This window comes from Streptomyces sp. NPDC057445, from assembly GCF_042802855.1.
Classification (GTDB): domain Bacteria; phylum Actinomycetota; class Actinomycetes; order Streptomycetales; family Streptomycetaceae; genus Streptomyces.
This window is the reverse complement of the sequence record NZ_JBHVDH010000001.1, coordinates 84,028-101,726: the sequence shown is the minus strand read 5'-3', so window position 1 is coordinate 101,726 and position 17,699 is coordinate 84,028. Positions and strand designations below refer to the sequence as shown.

14 protein-coding genes are annotated in these 17,699 nt (G+C 69.5%); 9 read left to right on the top strand and 5 right to left on the bottom strand.

Annotated features, from left to right (window positions below; all coding sequences use genetic code 11):
• Positions 1-128: 128 nt before the first annotated feature.
• The 3 genes from ACFU5O_RS00460 (at position 129) to ACFU5O_RS00450 (ending at position 5,378) form a co-directional block, all read left to right on the top strand.
• Positions 129-1,364: a sensor histidine kinase gene (locus tag ACFU5O_RS00460; protein ID WP_384234560.1), complete on the top strand. Its 1,236-nt coding sequence runs from the start codon at positions 129-131 to the stop codon at positions 1,362-1,364.
• Complete coding sequence (locus ACFU5O_RS00455) at positions 1,361-2,047, top strand: response regulator (RefSeq protein ID WP_384234558.1); 687 nt, start codon at positions 1,361-1,363, stop codon at positions 2,045-2,047. The genes ACFU5O_RS00460 and ACFU5O_RS00455 overlap by 4 nt, the downstream gene beginning before the upstream one ends.
• Positions 2,048-2,225: 178 nt before the next feature.
• Entirely contained in the window at positions 2,226-5,378 is a 3,153-nt protein-coding gene (locus ACFU5O_RS00450; protein ID WP_384234556.1) for an efflux RND transporter permease subunit, read from the top strand.
• 835 nt (positions 5,379-6,213) lie between these two features.
• Here the strand turns inward: ACFU5O_RS00450 and nadA are convergent.
• The gene (gene nadA / locus ACFU5O_RS00445; RefSeq protein ID WP_384234554.1) at positions 6,214-7,401 is read right to left on the bottom strand and encodes a quinolinate synthase NadA; all 1,188 of its coding nucleotides are present in this window, start codon (positions 7,399-7,401) and stop codon (positions 6,214-6,216) included.
• Between the two features lie 298 nt (positions 7,402-7,699).
• Between nadA and ACFU5O_RS00440 the strand changes: the two genes are divergently transcribed.
• Positions 7,700-8,056 (top strand): iron-sulfur cluster assembly accessory protein, encoded by a 357-nt coding sequence (locus tag ACFU5O_RS00440; RefSeq protein ID WP_384234552.1) that lies wholly within the window; start codon positions 7,700-7,702, stop codon positions 8,054-8,056.
• Between the two features lie 72 nt (positions 8,057-8,128).
• Here the strand turns inward: ACFU5O_RS00440 and ACFU5O_RS00435 are convergent, their stop codons facing one another.
• Positions 8,129-9,562: a hypothetical protein gene (locus ACFU5O_RS00435; protein WP_384234550.1), complete on the bottom strand. Its 1,434-nt coding sequence runs from the start codon at positions 9,560-9,562 to the stop codon at positions 8,129-8,131.
• 96 nt (positions 9,563-9,658) lie between these two features.
• On the bottom strand, positions 9,659-9,865 hold the full coding sequence (locus ACFU5O_RS00430) for a hypothetical protein (protein ID WP_384234548.1): 207 nt from the start codon (positions 9,863-9,865) through the stop codon (positions 9,659-9,661).
• A 132-nt stretch (positions 9,866-9,997) separates the two neighbouring features.
• Between ACFU5O_RS00430 and ACFU5O_RS00425 the strand changes: the two genes are divergently transcribed.
• Entirely contained in the window at positions 9,998-10,972 is a 975-nt protein-coding gene (locus ACFU5O_RS00425) for a carbohydrate kinase family protein (RefSeq protein ID WP_384234546.1), read from the top strand.
• Between the two features lie 60 nt (positions 10,973-11,032).
• On the opposite strand, the gene ACFU5O_RS00420 is transcribed toward ACFU5O_RS00425, so the two are convergent.
• Positions 11,033-12,397, bottom strand: coding sequence for a cysteine desulfurase/sulfurtransferase TusA family protein (locus ACFU5O_RS00420; RefSeq protein WP_384234545.1), 1,365 nt, complete (start codon positions 12,395-12,397; stop codon positions 11,033-11,035).
• 271 nt (positions 12,398-12,668) lie between these two features.
• On the opposite strand from ACFU5O_RS00420, the gene coxB reads away from it, so the two are divergent.
• The 4 genes from coxB to ACFU5O_RS00400 all read left to right on the top strand — a co-directional run bounded on the left by coxB (position 12,669) and on the right by ACFU5O_RS00400 (position 17,184).
• Positions 12,669-13,670: a cytochrome c oxidase subunit II gene (gene coxB / locus ACFU5O_RS00415; RefSeq protein ID WP_384234543.1), complete on the top strand. Its 1,002-nt coding sequence runs from the start codon at positions 12,669-12,671 to the stop codon at positions 13,668-13,670.
• Positions 13,667-15,415 carry a cytochrome c oxidase subunit I gene (ctaD, locus tag ACFU5O_RS00410; protein ID WP_384234541.1) on the top strand — a complete coding sequence of 583 codons (1,749 nt, stop codon included), beginning with the start codon at positions 13,667-13,669 and terminating at the stop codon, positions 15,413-15,415. The genes coxB and ctaD overlap by 4 nt, the downstream gene beginning before the upstream one ends.
• Positions 15,412-15,810, top strand: a complete 399-nt coding sequence (locus ACFU5O_RS00405) for a cytochrome c oxidase subunit 4 (RefSeq protein WP_384234539.1) — start codon at positions 15,412-15,414, stop codon at positions 15,808-15,810. The genes ctaD and ACFU5O_RS00405 overlap by 4 nt, the downstream gene beginning before the upstream one ends.
• Before the next feature lie 120 nt (positions 15,811-15,930).
• Positions 15,931-17,184, top strand: coding sequence for an Ig-like domain-containing protein (locus ACFU5O_RS00400; RefSeq protein WP_384234537.1), 1,254 nt, complete (start codon positions 15,931-15,933; stop codon positions 17,182-17,184).
• A gap of 21 nt (positions 17,185-17,205) precedes the next feature.
• Here the strand turns inward: ACFU5O_RS00400 and ACFU5O_RS00395 are convergent, their stop codons facing one another.
• Positions 17,206-17,607 carry a hypothetical protein gene (locus ACFU5O_RS00395; RefSeq protein WP_384234536.1) on the bottom strand — a complete coding sequence of 134 codons (402 nt, stop codon included), beginning with the start codon at positions 17,605-17,607 and terminating at the stop codon, positions 17,206-17,208.
• Positions 17,608-17,699 lie beyond the last annotated feature (92 nt).

Sequence of the window (17,699 nt, the reverse complement as noted above, 5' to 3'; positions counted from 1 at the left end):
CATGTCCACCGGTCGGCTGCCGGTCCGGTCGCGGGGTGCCTGTACGCCTGCGGCGGCCCGCCCGGCGCTCCGTGCGCCGGAGGCCGGAGGCGGATCCCCGGCACCGCCACCCCGTACCGTTGCATGTCGTGACCGCACCTCTGACCGGCCTCACCGGGCTCGCGCACACCCGCTGCTGGCTGCGTGCGCATCCGCTCGCGTTCGACGCCGCCCTCGCGTTCGCCGTGCTCGTCTGCATGGTCTGCGCGTCGTTCGTCGATCCGCACGGACCGCACGGACCGGCCTTCGGCGCCCGCACCCCCGCGCTGTCGAGCGTGCTGCTGATGCTGCTCTCGGCGGGCGCCCTCGTCCTGCGGCGCAGCCGGCCGAAGACCGTACTGGCCGTCACCGGGGCGCTGTCCGTGACGGAGCTCGTCACGAGCGATCCGCCCGCGCCGGTCGTCATGTCCGCGGTGATCGCCCTCTACACCGTCGCCTCCTGCACCGACCGCCCCACCACGTGGCGGGTCGGCCTGCTGTCGATGACCGTGCTGACCGGGTCCGCGATGCTGTTCGGGTCGGCTCCCTGGTACAGCCAGGAGAACGTCGGCGTGTTCGCGTGGACCGGGATGGCGGCCGCCGCGGGTGATGCCGTACGCAGCCGGCGGGCGTTCATCGACGCGATACGTGAGCGCGCGGAGCGGGCAGAGCGGAGCCGGGACGAGGAGGCGCGGCGCCGGGTCGCCGAGGAGAGGCTCCGGATCGCCCGCGATCTGCACGACGTGGTCGCCCATCACATCGCCCTGGTCAATGTGCAGGCAGGAGTGGCCGCGCATGTCATGGACAAACGCCCTGACCAGGCCAAGGAGGCACTCGCGCATGTGCGAGAGGCCAGCCGCTCGGCCCTGAACGAACTGCGTGCGACCGTCGGCCTGCTCCGCCAGTCCGGCGACCCGGAGGCGCCGACGGAACCGGCGCCGGGACTCGCCGTGCTCGACGCGCTGCTGGAGACGTTCCGCAACGCCGGTCTGCCGGTGGACCTGGCCCGCACCGACGACGCCACGGAACTTCCCGCGGCCGTCGACCTCGCGTCGTACCGGATCATCCAGGAGGCACTGACCAATGTGCAGAAGCACGCGGGGACGGCGGCCAAGGCGGAGGTCAGCGTCGTCCGGGTGGGGCGGACGGTCGAGGTCACCGTGCTCGACAACGGCGTACCGGACGGCGCCGCACCCGCGGGCGACGGCGGCGGCCACGGCCTCATCGGTATGCGGGAGCGCGTGATGGCACTCGGCGGCACCCTCAGCGCGGGCCCCCGCTACGGCGGTGGCTTTCGCGTACAGGCGATACTGCCGCTCAAGGCCCATGTGGAGGGGGACGCATGACGATCAGAGTGCTGCTCGCCGACGACCAGGCGCTGCTGCGCAGCGCGTTCAAGGTGCTCGTGGACTCCGAGCCCGACATGGAGGTCGTGGGGGAGGCGGCGGACGGTGCGGAGGCCGTCGCCCTCGCCCGTTCGGAGCAGGCCGACGTCGTCCTCATGGACATCCGCATGCCCGGCACGGACGGACTCGCCGCCACCCGCATGATCAGCGCCGATCCGGCGCTCGCCGGCGTGCGGGTGGTGATGCTGACGACGTTCGAGGTGGACGAGTACGTCATCCAGTCGCTGCGCGCGGGGGCGTCCGGCTTCCTCGGTAAGGGGGCGGAACCGGACGAACTGCTCAGCGCCATCCGGATCGCGGCGGCCGGCGATGCGCTGCTCTCGCCCGTCGCGACCAAGGGCCTCATCGCCAAGTTCCTCGCACAGGGCGGCAGTTCGGAGCCGGGCCAGGACTCGGGGGCGTACTCGGAGCGGCTCGCCGCGCTGACGGGACGCGAACGCGAGGTCCTCGTCCTCGTCGGGGGCGGTCACTCCAACGACGAGATCGCGGAACGGCTGGAGGTCAGCCCGCTCACGGTCAAGACCCATGTCAACCGGGCGATGGCGAAGCTCGGGGCCCGCGACCGGGCGCAATTGGTGGTAATCGCGTACGAATCGGGCCTGGTACGCCCAAGGGTGGAGTGAGTCTCCACCCTGGAGTACTCCAGTCGGAGTATGCGCGGGATAAGGATCTGGACCTGCGGGCGACGGATTCACCCTGGCGGATGGCTGATCGTATGAGTGTGAGTGGGCACCTGACCCCGCCCGCATCCTGCGTCAGCGAAGCATTGGCGCCAGCCGCACGCCACAGAAGAGAGACCCCATGTCCTGGCTGTCCAGATTCAGCCTCGCACAAAGGGCCCTGATAGGGCTGATGTCGATCGTGGCGATCGTCTTCGGAGCGATCGCCATCCCGCAGCTCAAGCAGCAGCTGCTGCCCTCCATCGAACTCCCGATGGTGTCCGTGCTGGCCCCCTACCAGGGCGCGTCCCCCGACGTGGTCGAGAAGCAGGTCGTCGAGCCGCTCGAGAGCACCATCAAGGCGGTCGACGGCATCAAGGGCGTCACCTCCACGGCGAGCGAGGGCAACGCGGTCATCATGGCCACGTTCGACTACGGGGACGAGGGCACCAAGCAGCTCGTCGCCGATGTCCAGCAGGCCGTCAACCGCGCTCGCGTCCAGCTCCCCGACGACGTCGACCCGCAGGTCGTCGCCGGCTCCACCGACGACATCCCGACGGTCGTACTCGCCGTCAGCTCCGACAAGGACCAGCAGGCGCTCGCCGACCAGCTGGAGCGGACCGTCGTCCCCGCGCTCGAGGACATCGAGGGCGTCGGCCAGGTGACCGTCGACGGCGTCCAGGACCTCCAGGTCTCCGTCACCCCTGACGACAAGAAGCTCGCCGCGGCCGGGCTGAACACGATGGCCCTCTCGGAGGCGCTCAAGGCCGGCGGTGCCACCATCCCGGCAGGCTCCTTCTCCGAGGCGGGCAGCAGCCGTACGGTCCAGGTCGGTGGCGGCTTCACGTCGCTGAAGCAGATCGAGGACCTGCGCATCGCGCCGCAGGGCGGCCCGGAGGCGGGCAAGGGCGGCAAGCCGGTCAGGCTCGGTGACATCGCCACGGTGAAGCAGGACGAGTCGCAGCGCGTCGCCATCACCCGTACCAACGGCCGGCCCAGCCTCGCCGTCATGGCCACGATGGACAAGGACGGCAGCGCCGTCGCCATCTCCGACGCCGTCAAGGACAAGCTGCCCGAGCTCCGCAAGGACCTCGGCTCCGGCGCGGAGCTCTCCGTGGTCTCTGACCAGGGTCCGGCCGTCTCCAAGTCGATCTCCGGTCTGACGACGGAGGGCGCGCTCGGTCTGCTCTTCGCGGTCGTCATCATCCTGGTCTTCCTGGCCTCGATCCGCTCGACGCTGGTCACCGCGGTCTCCATCCCGCTGTCCGTCGTCCTCGCGCTGATCGTGCTGTGGACCCGCGACCTGTCGCTCAACATGCTGACCCTGGGCGCGCTGACCATCGCCATCGGCCGCGTCGTCGACGACTCGATCGTCGTCCTGGAGAACATCAAGCGGCACCTCGGCTACGGCGAGGAGCGTCAGACCGCGATCCTGACCGCGGTGCGCGAGGTGGCGGGCGCCGTCACCTCGTCCACCCTCACGACGGTTGCCGTCTTCCTGCCGATCGGCCTGGTCGGCGGCATGGTGGGCGAGCTGTTCGGCTCCTTCTCGCTGACGGTCACCGCGGCGCTGCTGGCGTCCCTGCTGGTCTCCCTGACCGTCGTTCCCGTCCTGTCGTACTGGTTCCTGCGCGCGCCGAAGGCCGTGCGGGACATCGACCCGGACGAGGCGCGCCGCAAGGCGGAGGAGAAGGAGGCGCGCAGCCTGCTGCAGCGGATGTACGTCCCCGTGCTGCGGTTCGCGACGCGCCGCCGCGTCACCAGCGTCGTCCTCGCGCTCGTCGTCCTCGTCGGCACCTTCGGCATGGCCCCGCTCCTGAAGACCAACTTCTTCGACCAGGGCGAGCAGGAGGTCATGTCGATCAAGCAGGAGCTGAAGGCCGGCACCAGCCTGGAAGCGGCCGACGCCTCCGCGAAGAAGGTCGAGAAGGTTCTCGACGGCATCGACGAGATCAAGGACTACCAGGTCACCGTCGGCTCGTCCGGATTCATGGCGGCCTTCGGCGGCGGCACCGGTGCCAACCAGGCCTCATACCAGATGACCCTCAAGGACTCGGCGTCCTACGAGAAGACCCGCGACCTCATCGACGAGGAGCTGGGCAAGCTCGACGGCATCGGCGACACGACCATCGCGGCCGGCGACGGCTTCGGCAACCAGGACCTGAGCGTCGTGGTGAAGGCGGCCGACGCGGACACGCTGCGCAAGGCGGCAGAGGAGGTACGGGACGAGGTCGCGAAGCTCGACGACGTCACCGACGTCCAGAGCGACCTGTCACAGTCCGTGCCGCGGATCTCGGTCAAGGCGGGGCCGAAGGCGGCGGAAGCCGGCTTCAACGACACCACCCTCGGCCTTGCCGTCGCGCAGGCGGTGCGGGGCACGCCGGCGGCGAAGGCGATCCTCGGCGACAGCGAGCGCGACGTCGTCATCACGTCGGCCAAGCCGGCGAGGACGATGGCCGAACTCAAGAAGCTGCCGCTGGGCCCGGTGAAGCTCGGCGACATCGCCGAGGTGAAGCTGGTCCCCGGCCCGGTCTCGATGACCCGGATCGACGGCTCGCGTGCCGCGACGATCTCGGCGAAGCCGACCGGTGACAACACCGGCGCGGTGAGCGCGTCGCTCCAGTCGAAGATCAACGCGCTGGACCTGCCGGAGGGTGCGACCGCGTCGATCGGCGGTGTGTCCGAGGACCAGGACGAGGCCTTCGCCTCACTGGCCCTCGCGATGCTGGCGGCGATCGCGATCGTCTTCATGCTGCTGGTCGCGACGTTCAGGTCGCTGGTCCAGCCGCTGATCCTGCTGGTGTCGATCCCGTTCGCGGCGACGGGCGCGATCGGGCTGCTGATCGCGACGGGAACGCCGATGGGTGTCCCGGCGATGATCGGCATGCTGATGCTGATCGGCATCGTGGTCACCAACGCGATCGTGCTGATCGACCTCATCAACCAGTACCGGGCGCAGGGCCTGGGCGTGGTCGAGGCGGTCGTCGAGGGTGGACGCCACCGTCTGCGCCCGATCCTGATGACGGCTCTGGCGACGATCTTCGCGCTGCTGCCGATGGCGCTCGGCGTCACGGGCGAGGGCGGCTTCATCGCCCAGCCGCTGGCGGTCGTCGTGATCGGCGGTCTGGTGACGTCCACGCTGCTCACGCTGCTGCTGGTGCCGACGCTCTATGCGGTGGTCGAGCTGCGCAAGGACCGGCGCCGGGCCAAGCGGGCGGCGAAGCGTGCGCGCAAGGCGGGGGAGGGGTCGCCCGAGGTCAGCGAGACGGAAGCCCCGGCTCCGGCCAACGCGTAGCGCCTCCGGCGGGCTTGACCCACCACGCACCACCACCACCCGGTACCGGTTCACCCGGTGCCGGGTGGTGGGCGTTTTCGTGGTGGGCCGGTGCCGGTTCGCTGGCGCGGGCGGTTCGGGTGTGGTTGTCGTGGTGGGCGGTGCCGTGGTGTTGGCCGGGGTGTCCGTCCTCAATCTCCCCCAGACTTCGTCCGGGGGGACCCCCAACGGGCTCAGGTGGTCGGGGTCGGCCGGTACCGGGTCGCGTGGCGTTGGTGTCCGTTCCGGGGCTCGCATCCGGGACGGCATGATTTACGGCGCGCTGACCGGCACCTCAAAGGACAGCGCCTGCGCCGCGCCACAAATCACGCTTTAGTGTCCCGGACACGACCCCTCCACGGCCCCCTTCGGGGCCGGGGGTGGGGGCCGGTCGCCGTGGTCGCGTGTCTGTTGCCCACCCACCGGGCGGCAGTCGGCAACGCGGCCGGGGCGGGGCCGTGCAGGGTCGGCCCGCAGGGGACGGCGGGACTACTGGCTGCCTGCGAGGTGGGCGGTACGCCGCCGTCCCCGAGGAGTCGAGCCCGGAGGGGCCCCGCCCCACCCCCACCGACAGCCCCCGCATTGAGCCGGTTGGGGGTCCCCCCGGACGAAGTCTGGGGGAGTTTGAGGACGGACACCCCGGCCGCAGTCACGGCACAGGCCAACCCCGACCACCTGAGCCTGTCCGGCGCTTGAGGACGGACACACCGGCCGCCGTCACGGCGCGGGCCGACCACGACAACCGAACCGCCCGCGCCAGCGACCGGCGCCTGCGGCGATCGACAATCACGTCCACCGCAGGAGGCGCCACGCCTCGTTAGGGGAGCGCCAGCATGCGCTCGAGAGCCAGCTTCGCGAAGCTTTCCGTCTCGCGGTCGACCTGGATCTGGTTGACCAGGTTCCCCTCGGCCAGAGACTCCAGCGCCCAGACCAGGTGCGGCAGGTCGATGCGGTTCATCGTGGAGCAGAAGCAGACCGTCTTGTCGAGGAAGACGATCTCCTTGTCTTCGTCGGCGAAACGGTTCGCCAGACGCCGCACGAGGTTCAGCTCGGTGCCGATCGCCCACTTGGAGCCCGACGGAGCCGCCTCCAGCGTCTTGATGATGTGCTCCGTCGAGCCCACGTGGTCCGCCGCGGCGACGACCTCGTGCTTGCACTCGGGGTGGACCAGGACGTTCACGCCCGGGATCCGCTCGCGGACGTCGTTCACGGAGTCCAGCGAGAAGCGGCCGTGCACGGAGCAGTGGCCCCGCCACAGGATCATCTTCGCGGCGCGCAGTTCCTCCGTCGTCAGCCCGCCGTTCGGCTTGTGCGGGTTGTAGACGACGCAGTCGTCCAGGGACATTCCCATGTCCCGGACCGCGGTGTTGCGACCGAGGTGCTGGTCAGGCAGGAAGAGGACCTTCTCCCCCTGCTCGAAGGCCCAGTCGAGCGCCCGCTTCGCGTTCGACGACGTGCAGATCGTGCCGCCGTGCTTGCCGGTGAAGGCCTTGATGTCGGCGGAGGAGTTCATGTACGAGACGGGTACGGTCATGTCCGTGATGCCCGCGTCGGCGAGGACGTCCCAGCACTCGGCGACCTGCTCGGCGGTGGCCATGTCGGCCATCGAGCAGCCGGCCGCCAGGTCCGGGAGGACGACCTTCTGGTCGTCGGTGGTCAGGATGTCCGCCGACTCGGCCATGAAGTGCACACCGCAGAAGACGATGTACTCGGCCTCCGGACGCGCCGCCGCGTCCTTGGCCAGCTTGAAGGAGTCACCGGTGACGTCCGCGAACTGGATGACCTCGTCGCGCTGGTAGTGGTGACCGAGCACGAAGACCTTGTTCCCGAGCTTCTCCTTGGCCGCACGGGCGCGCTCCACCAGGTCCGGGTCGGACGGGGACGGGAGATCGCCAGGGCATTCGACGCCGCGCTCGCTCTTCGGGTCGGCCTCGCGGCCGAGCAGCAGCAGGGCGAGGGGCGTCGGCTGGACGTCCAGGGGCTGGGCGGTGGTCACGTCACGCACCCTTTCTTCTCTGCGGTCAGCGCGGCGAAGCCGCTCCGGTGGATCCGGGGCCTGCGCCGGGAGCCTTTTCGTCTATTTGACGCTATCTATCATAACCCCTTCACGTCACTTTGACGACGGCGATAGCGTCGATGTGACGCAATTCCCCGATGTCTGCCTGTTCACATGTCGGTGCCCCCACCGGAGCGCGTGTGCGAGCATGAAGGGGAAAGACCAGGGCCGGCTCGGAATGAATCCGGGGCCCCGCCGGTTGCAGAACGTCGGCAAGCAGTCTCCGTACAACCCGGGAGAGAAGCAGATGTCCGTATCGGACGAGACCACCACCGTGAACGACGGCATCCTCCTGTCCGACGCCGCCGCGGCCAAGGTCAAGGCCCTGCTGGACCAGGAAGGCCGGGACGACCTGGCACTGCGCGTCGCCGTTCAGCCCGGCGGCTGCTCCGGCCTGCGCTACCAGCTGTTCTTCGACGAGCGTTCGCTCGACGGCGACGTCGTCAAGGACTTCGGCGGCGTCAAGGTCGTGACCGACCGTATGAGCGCCCCGTACCTGGGCGGTGCCTCGATCGACTTCGTCGACACGATCGAGAAGCAGGGCTTCACGATCGACAACCCGAACGCGACGGGCTCCTGCGCCTGCGGCGACTCCTTCAGCTAAGTCGTCCGAAAACGCCGGAGGGCGGCGGCCCCGATCGAATCGGGTCCGGCCGCCCTCCGGCGTGTCGCCGTTCTACCGGCGGGGTACCGCCTCACCCGTCACCGTGTCGACGACCTTCCGGTCGCCCAGGGGCCGGTCCAGGGTCACCTTCTCGGTGAGTTCCTTGGCGATCAGGATGCAGACCTTTCCGGGATCGGGCCGGGTCTCGGTGATCCGTACCTTCACCTCGGTGCCGCTCTCCTCCGCCTCGCCCGCGTAGTCGCTGCACACCCCGCCCCAGAAGCGCAGGGTGAGTGTCCGGCCGTCGCCCGAGACGGCGTACGACTCGACGTGGCGCTTGGACGTCTCGGGCTGCTGGGTCGGATCGGGTGACGGCAGCTTCTCCGTCGGCGCCTGCCTGAGGTGCTCGGGGGCGACCGCGGGATGCGTGATCGTGAAAGGCCGGGCGTCGCCCTCGGGGTCCACCTGGAACAGCCAGGACGGTACGAGTACCGGCCGGCCCTCGGCGGAGTGCACCGCGAGCCCGAAGACCGCCTTGCTGATCGTCACCGGCTTCGCGGCGTGCCGCTCGGGCTTGCAGGGTGCGGACGGCTCGTCCGCGGGTACGGGAGTCGCGCAGCCGCCGATCGCCGGCCCGCTGCCGGCCTTGTTCAGCTGCTTGAGCGCCTCCTCGGCCCCGATCACCGGATACTCCGCACCCTTCACCGGCTTCGACAGCTGCCCGCTGCCGCCGACCACCCGGCCGTCGGTGCCGATCTGGATCCCGGTCGTCCAGCCGTACGTCGGAAGCCCGCCGACCACCGGCTCCGCGTTCACCACCCGGACCGAGCCCATCGTCTGCGTCGCGTCCAGTCGCGCATCGCTCTGACCCACCGCCGCCAGCACCGGTGCCGCCGCCTTCCTGGCAGCCGCCTCGCTCACCGCGGGAGCGGCCGGGTCACCGCTCGTGCCCGGGGCGCCGCCGCCGGGGCAGGGCTTGCCCTTCGGGCAGTTGTCACCCTTCGGAGGTCCGAACTGCGCGAAGGTCCAGGTGCCCGGGGCGTTGCGTTTCACCTGGAGCACCGGTCCGCCGGAGTCCCTGTCCGTACCGATCTTCCACACGTCACCGGTGGCCCTCGGGGTGCCCGGCACCCCGAGGGCCGCGGCCAGACGGGTGACTTCCGGCGCGTCGACCGAGCCCTCCGCGCGGTAGACCGGGGCGGAGCCGGGGCCGTCCGGGAGGTCGCCGGCGGCGCGGTAACGTGCGCCGTTCGGGTCGGGCTCACCCGGGGCGATGCCCGGGGAAGTGCCGCTCTCCGAATGGCCGTCCAGGGACAGCGGCGGGGGCGTGCGCCCGGCGCCGGGGGAGGTGCCCGTGGCGCTCCCGCCTCCGGACGCCGTGGTGGCCCAGTACGCGCCACCTCCACCGACGAGCAGGACCGCCGCGGCCACCGAGGCGACGGCCAGCGGGGAACGCCGCAGTCGCGGGCCGTCCTCGGTCTTGGGGGGCCGCTCCGTGCTGTTCACCGCATCGCTCCTTCGGGACCCGTAACAGGGGACACCACTGTGACGGGATGGGGGAGCGCACGGTTCCCCGACGGGGCGGAAGGGGTGTGTCGACGATCAGTCGCCGTACACGGACATGGCGCCGACCAGTCGCGCGGAGGCCGGGGACACGACCACGCCGTGGATCAGCGACGGCGGCACCGGCGCGGAGGCGATGGCCGGCGGCACGGCCCAGTGCGGGGCCATCCGTGCGCTGTCCCCGCGCAGCTCGGCCAGGCTGATCTCGGTGTCCCGCAGCTCGCGCGGGGCGATGTTGTTCGGCATACGGGCACCGTACGCACGGCAGCGTGACGGAAAAAGGCCTACTATCGGGTAGTTTTCGCACTTCAGGGCGGCCCCGCGGACCCGGTAGCGTTAACTGTCAACGCTGCCTCCCCTCTTCTGGAGCACCTCGCCGTGCGAATCGCAGTCACCGGCTCCATCGCCACCGACCACCTGATGACCTTCCCCGGCCGCTTCGCCGACCAGCTGGTCGCGGACCAGCTGCACACGGTTTCCCTCTCCTTCCTCGTCGACAACCTCGACGTGCGCAGAGGAGGGGTCGGTGCCAACATCTGCTTCGGCATGGGCCAGCTCGGCGCCCGCCCGATCCTGGTCGGGGCGGCCGGCTCCGACTTCGACGAGTACCGCGCCTGGCTGGACCGGCACGGCGTCGACACGGCATCCGTACGGATCTCCGAGGTGCTGCACACCGCGCGCTTCGTCTGTACGACGGACGCCGACCACAACCAGATCGGCTCCTTCTACACCGGGGCGATGAGCGAGGCCCGCCAGATCGAGCTGAAGTCGGTCTCCGACCGGGTCGGCGGCCTGGACCTGGTGCTGATCGGCGCCGACGACCCAGAGGCGATGCTGCGGCACACCGAGGAGTGCCGCTCGCGCGCGATCCCCTTCGCGGCGGACTTCTCCCAGCAGATCGCGCGGATGAACGGGGACGAGATCCGGATACTGCTGGACGGGGCGACCTACCTCTTCTCCAACGAGTACGAGAAGGGGCTCATCGAGTCCAAGACCGGCTGGACCGACGAGGAGATCCTGGGGCGCGTCGGCCACCGGGTCACCACGCTCGGCTCACGCGGCGTCCGCATCGAGCGCGCGGGCGAGCCGGGCATCGAGGTCGGCTGCCCCGAGGAGGAGTCCAAGGTCGATCCGACGGGAGTGGGCGACGCCTTCCGCGCGGGCTTCCTGTCGGGCCTGTCCTGGGGTGTGGGCCTCGAGCGCTCCGCCCAGGTCGGCTGCATGCTCGCGACCCTGGTCATCGAAACCCTGGGTACCCAGGAGTACACCCTGCGCCGCGCCCACTTCATGGACCGTTTCACCAAGGCCTATGGCCACGACGCGGCCTCCGACGTCCGCGCCTACCTGTCCTGAGCCACCGGGGGCGGCGGGGGACTCCCGCTGCCCCTCCCGGTGCCTGCGCGGGTACCGGTGTCAGTCCCGTCGGCGCACCGTGTAGGCCGTGCCCCGCTCCGCCTTCTCCTCGCCCACGTACTCCTGGCCGCGCATCTCGCACCACACCGGGATGTCCAGGCGGGCCGCCTCGTCGTCCGAGAGCACCGTGACCGTGGCGCCGACGGGGACCCCGCCGATGACCTTGGCGAGTTCGATGACCGGGATGGGGCAGCGCTTGCCCAGGGCGTCGACGACGAGCGGGGCCGCTTCGGCGGAAGGCTCCGCCGCGACCGGCGCGCCGAGGCGCCGACGGGTGTCGGCGACGACCCCGGGCAGGACCTCCAGGAAACGGTCCACGTCCTCCTCGGTCGTGCCCGGCGGCAGGGAAACCCTCACATTTCCCTCACTCAGGACCCCCATCGCGCGAAGGACATGGCTCGGAGTGAGGGTGGAGCTCGTGCACGAGGAGCCCGAGGAAACGGAGAAACCGGCACGGTCCAGCTCGTGCAGCACCGTCTCCCCGTCGACATAGAGACAGGAGAAGGTGACGAGATGGGGGAGCCGCCGCACCGGGTCGCCGACGACCTCGACGTCCGGGACCAGCTCGGGGACCCGGGTGCGAATCCGGTCGACCAGCGCGCGCAGCCGCCGGGCCTCCCGCGTCGCCTCCTCCCGTACCGCCCGCAGCGACGCGGCGGCGGCCACGATCGCCGGGATGTTCTCGAAGCCGGGCGCACGCCCGGACTCCCGTTCGTCCGCGGGGTCCTGGGACGCGAACCGGACACCCTTGCGGACCACGAGCAGTCCGACGCCGGCCGGACCGCCCCACTTGTGGGCGCTCGCGGTCAGCAGCGACCAGTCCCCGGTCACCGGCCCCCACGCCAGCGACTGCGCCGCGTCGACGAGCAGCGGCACCCCGGCGGCCCGGCACACCGAGGCCACCTCGGCGACAGGCTGTTCCGTACCCACCTCGTGGTTCGCGGACTGGAGGCAGGCCAGCGCCGTGTCCTCCCTGAGCGCGGCGCCGAAGGTTTCGGGCGACACCGCGCCCCAGCGATCCACGGGTACCTCGGTGGTCTCCCTGCCCTGCGCGGCGTGCAGCACAGCCGAGTGCTCCACCGCCGACACCACCACATGGCTCCCGACCCGGCGGCGCCCCGCCGTCGCGCCCGCCATCCCCGTATGAATGGCCCGCGTTCCCGAAGTGGTGAAAACCAGCTCGTCCGTGCGGCACCCCGCAGCCTCCGCCGCCGCCTCGCGCGCGGCGTCCAGCAGCAGTCGCGCCCGCCGCCCCTCGCGGTAGAGCCGGGCGGGATCGGCCCACCCCTCGTCGAGGGCGGCCTGCAGGGCCTGCCGTGCGACCGGGTGCAGCGGAGCGGACGAAGCGGCGTCGAAGTAGGGCACGTCGTCACGCTAACCCGACGCCGCGAAAAAGGCGTCAGAAGGCCCTCGAGGGCAGGTGGTCGAGGCCCCGGAGCAGGCCCCGGAACCGCACAGTCCACCCCTTCGGGTCGTCGGACGGCGCGTTGGGCACCCTCCCCGCGCGACCCCAAATAGCGTCCAGTAGGGTTTGGTCCGCATAAACATCCAAACCCCTGCCCGCGCCAGGGCCGGCGACCGACCAGCGAGACGGCCGCAGCCGGCCGCGCGGGCGAGACTCTCGGGAAGGCGCTACGTGAGTCCCAACGGCTCCGACCTCCCCCGCAGCCAAGGCGCGGGTGGTACCCCCACGTCGCGGCGCCCGATGCGGCGGAAGCTGCCGCAGGTGCTGACTGCGGGCTTGATCGTGGCAACCGCCACTGGTTGCTCCCCCACTTGGAGGGACTTCCCCCGCCTTGGAATGCCCACCCCTGTCACGGAGGAGGCTCCGCGGATCCTCTCCCTCTGGCAGGGATCCTGGGCGGCCGCCCTCGCCGTGGGTGTGCTGGTATGGGGCCTGATCCTGTGGAGCGTCGTCTTCCACCGGCGCAGCCGGACCAAGGTCGAGGTTCCTCCGCAGACCCGGTACAACATGCCCATCGAGGCGCTGTACACGGTGGTTCCGCTCATCATCGTCTCGGTGCTCTTCTACTTCACCGCGCGTGATGAGTCGAAGCTCCTCGCCCTCTCCGCCAAGCCCGCCCACACCGTCAACGTGGTCGGCTACCAGTGGAGCTGGGGCTTCAACTACCTCGAGGACGTTGACGGCAACCCCGCCACCGGCGACGCTCAGGCCCAGAAGGAACTGAACGCGATTCCGGACAAGTACACCAACGACTTCCCCAAGGGTGCCGAGGGCGTATACGACGCCGGTATCCCCGGCGACCGGAACCCGCAGACCGGAAACCCCGGCCCCACCCTGTGGCTGCCGAAGGGCGAGAAGGTCCGCTTCGTGCTGACCTCCCGTGACGTCATCCACTCCTTCTGGGTGGTCCCCTTCCTGTTCAAGCAGGACGTCATCCCCGGTCACACGAACGTCTTCGAGGTGACTCCGTCCCAGGAGGGCACCTTCCTCGGCAAGTGTGCCGAGCTCTGCGGTGTCGACCACTCCCGGATGCTCTTCAACGTCAAGGTCGTCTCCCCGGAGCGCTACCAGCAGCATCTGAAGGAGCTGGCCGAGAAGGGGCAGACCGGCTTCATCCCGTCGGGCATTGAGCAGGCGGACCCGGCCCGGAATGCGGAGAAGAACCAACTGTGAGCATCCTCAACGAATCCCAGGGTGCCGGCGGGGCAGACGCGTCGCGCACCGATGCGTACGAGAACGAGCTCCCGGTCCGGCGCAGGAAGCCCGGCAGTGTCGTGGTGAGCTGGCTGACCACCACCGACCACAAGACCATCGGCACGCTCTACCTGGCCACGTCGTTCGTGTTCTTCGTGATCGGTGGCGTCCTGGCACTGTTCATGCGCGCCGAGCTGGCCCGTCCGGGCACGCAGATCATGTCGAACGAGCAGTTCAACCAGGCGTTCACGATGCACGGCACGATCATGCTGCTGATGTTCGCGACGCCGCTGTTCGCCGGATTCGCGAACTGGATCATGCCGCTGCAGATCGGCGCGCCCGACGTGGCCTTCCCGCGGCTGAACATGTTCGCGTACTGGCTGTACCTCTTCGGCTCGATCATCGCGGTGGCCGGCTTCCTCACCCCGCAGGGTGCGGCCGACTTCGGCTGGTTCGCCTACTCCCCGCTGACGGACGCGGTCCGCTCGCCGGGTGTCGGCGGCGACCTGTGGATCATGGGTCTGGCCTTCTCCGGCTTCGGTACGATCCTCGGCTCGGTCAACTTCATCACCACGATCATCTGCATGCGTGCGCCGGGCATGACCATGTTCCGCATGCCGATCTTCACCTGGAACGTGCTGCTGACCGGTGTGCTGGTCCTGCTCGCCTTCCCGGTGCTGGCCGCCGCGCTCTTCGCGCTGGAGGCGGACCGCAAGTTCGGCGCCCATGTCTTCGACGCGGCCAACGGCGGCGCGTTGCTGTGGCAACACCTCTTCTGGTTCTTCGGACATCCAGAGGTGTACATCATCGCCCTGCCGTTCTTCGGAATCGTGTCGGAGATCATTCCGGTATTCAGCCGCAAGCCGATGTTCGGTTACATCGGCCTGGTGGCCGCGACCATTTCGATCGCCGGTCTGTCCGTGACCGTGTGGGCCCACCACATGTACGTCACCGGCGGAGTGCTGCTGCCGTTCTTCTCCTTCATGACCTTCCTGATCGCGGTACCGACCGGTGTGAAGTTCTTCAACTGGATCGGCACCATGTGGAAGGGCTCGCTGTCCTTCGAGACCCCGATGCTCTGGACGATCGGCTTCCTGATCACCTTCACCTTCGGTGGTCTGACCGGTGTGATCCTGGCCTCGCCCCCGATGGACTTCCACGTCTCCGACTCGTACTTCGTCGTCGCGCACTTCCACTACGTCGTCTTCGGCACCGTGGTCTTCGCGATGTTCGCCGGATTCCACTTCTGGTGGCCGAAGTTCACCGGCAAGATGCTGGACGAGCGGCTCGGCAAGATGACCTTCTGGACGCTGTTCATCGGCTTCCACGGCACGTTCCTCGTCCAGCACTGGCTGGGTGCCGAGGGCATGCCGCGCCGTTACGCGGACTACCTGGCCGCCGATGGCTTCACCGCGCTGAACACCATCTCCACGATCAGCTCGTTCCTGCTGGGCATGTCGCTCCTGCCGTTCTTCTACAACGTCTGGAAGACCGCCAAGTACGGCAAGAAGGTCGAGGTCGACGACCCGTGGGGCTACGGCCGTTCGCTCGAGTGGGCGACGTCCTGCCCGCCGCCGCGGCACAACTTCCTCACCCTGCCGCGGATCCGCTCCGAATCCCCGGCGTTCGATCTGCACCACCCGGAGATCGCGGCCCTCGACCAGCTCGAAAACGCCGGTCACGGTGGCAGCGCCATCGCGACTGACAAGGAGGCCGGCAAGTGAAGATCCAAGGCAGGATGTTCCTCTGGCTGAGCATCTTCATCCTGGCCATTGCCGTCCTGTACGGCGTGTGGTCGAAGGAGCCTGCCGGTACGACGGCGCTGTTCCTGGCCTTCGGCCTGTGCGTGATGATCGGCTACTACCTGGCCTTCACGGCCAGGCGTGTCGACGCCATGGCCCAGGACAACAAGGAGGCCGATGTCGCGGACGAGGCCGGTGAGGTCGGCTTCTTCTCGCCGCACAGCTGGCAGCCGCTGTCCCTGGCCATCGGCGGTGCCCTCGCCTTCCTCTCGATCGCGATCGGCTGGTGGCTGCTGTACTTCTCGGCCCCGGTGATCCTGGCCGGCCTCTGGGGCTGGGTCTTCGAGTACTACCGCGGAGAGAACCAGAACCAGTAGCCCGCGAGCTGCTCCGCACTGCACAGGGGCCCGGACACTCACCCGAAAGGGTGGTGTCCGGGCCCCTCGTTTGCAGTCGTCCGGCGCGCCGTCGCGGGACGTTCTTCGTAGCGTGTGCTCATGAACGACATATCGCGCAGGCCTGTTATGGCGAGCTGCACCGTGCTGGTCCTGTCCCTGGGAGTGGGGATGACGGCGTGCGACGGGCCCGGCAGCCACCCGCTGTCGGCGAGGCCCTACGACGCGGCTCAGCAGGTCGCTCTCAACGCACCCTCCGGGCACGCCAAGGCGGACCCGGAGAAGACCCTGGAGGTCACCGCCAAGGGCAAGGACGGCCGAATAACCGACGTCACCGTCGTGGACGCCGCCGGGCACTATCTGGCGGGGGAACTCGCGGCGGACGGCAGCAGATGGCGCTCCACAGGCCCTCTCGCGGCCGGTGCGCGTTACACCGTCAAGGTCGCCACCGAGGACAAGGGCGGCTCCCCGGGGGCCCGTACCCAGACCTTCGAGACGGCTGCCGCCAAGAACCTGCTCAAGGTTCAACTGGGACCGAAGCCCGGCACCTACGGAGTCGGCCAGCCCATAACCGTGGAGCTCAGCGCACCGGTGCGGGCCAAGGAGGCCAGAAGCGCCGTCGAGCGCTCGCTCACCGTCCGCTCCGAGCCCGCGGTGTCCGGCACCTGGCACTGGGTGGACGACAAGCAGCTGCACTACCGCCCGAAGGAGTACTGGCCCGCTGGCGCCCACGTACGGGTGAGCAGCAACCTGGAGGGCATCAAGATCGGCGACAAGCTCTACGCCGGCGCCGTGAAGCCGCTCGATCTGACCATAGGGGACCGAATAGAGGCCATAACCGACGCGAGCACGCACCACATGACGGTCCTGCGCAACGGAGAGGTGATCAACACCATTCCGGTGACCACCGGCAAGCCGGGCTTCTCCACCCGCAACGGCGTCAAGGTGGTCCTCAGCAAGGAGTACTTCGTCCGGATGCGCGGCACCAGCATCGGCATTCCCGAAGGCACGTCCGACTCCTACGACCTGCCCGTCTACTACGCGACGCGGGTCACCTGGAGCGGTGAATACGTCCACGCCGCACCGTGGTCCGTGGGCTCCCAGGGGTACGCCAACGTCAGCCACGGCTGTACCGGGATGTCGATGAGCAACGCGGCCTGGTTCTTCAACACCGTCCACGAGGGGGACATAGTGAAGGTCGTCAACAGCCTCGGCAGCACGATGGAGCGGTTCGGCAACGGCTTCGGCGACTGGAACCTCGCGTGGGAGGAGTGGCGCGACGGCAGCGCCCTTCTGGCCGGTACCCGGGAGGGCAGCGGCCTCGCCGACGCGGCCCGTCTGCAGCCACAGTTCTGAGCCGCCTCCTGGAAACCGGCCTCAGTGATTCGCGCCGAGCCTCGTACGCAGCAGGGCGGCCAGTGCCTCCGCGAACTCCACCGGCTCGACCGGAAGTGTCACCGCGGCGTCCGCACGGCTCCAGGTGGCCAGCCAGGCGTCCTGAGGGCGTCCCATGAGCACCAGCACCGGCGGGCAGTGGAAGATCTCGTCCTTGATCTGCCTGCAGACGCCCATACCGCCCGCCGGGACCGCCTCGCCGTCCAGCACGCAGACGTCGACACCGCCCTTCTCCAGCTCGGACAGGACCGCGGGCAGCGTCGCGCACTCGATGAACTCGACCGGCGGAACATCGGCGGCCGGACGGCGGCCCGTGGCGAGCCGCACCTGTTCGCGCGTACCGGCGTTGTCGCTGTACACCAGCACCGTGGCGGTCGACTGCATGGTTCCTCCGGTTCGTCGGGGAGATCGTCGAGGAGAACGCGGCGTGCTACCGATGCGCGGGATGCTACCCCTCCGGGCGCCCTGTCAGAACC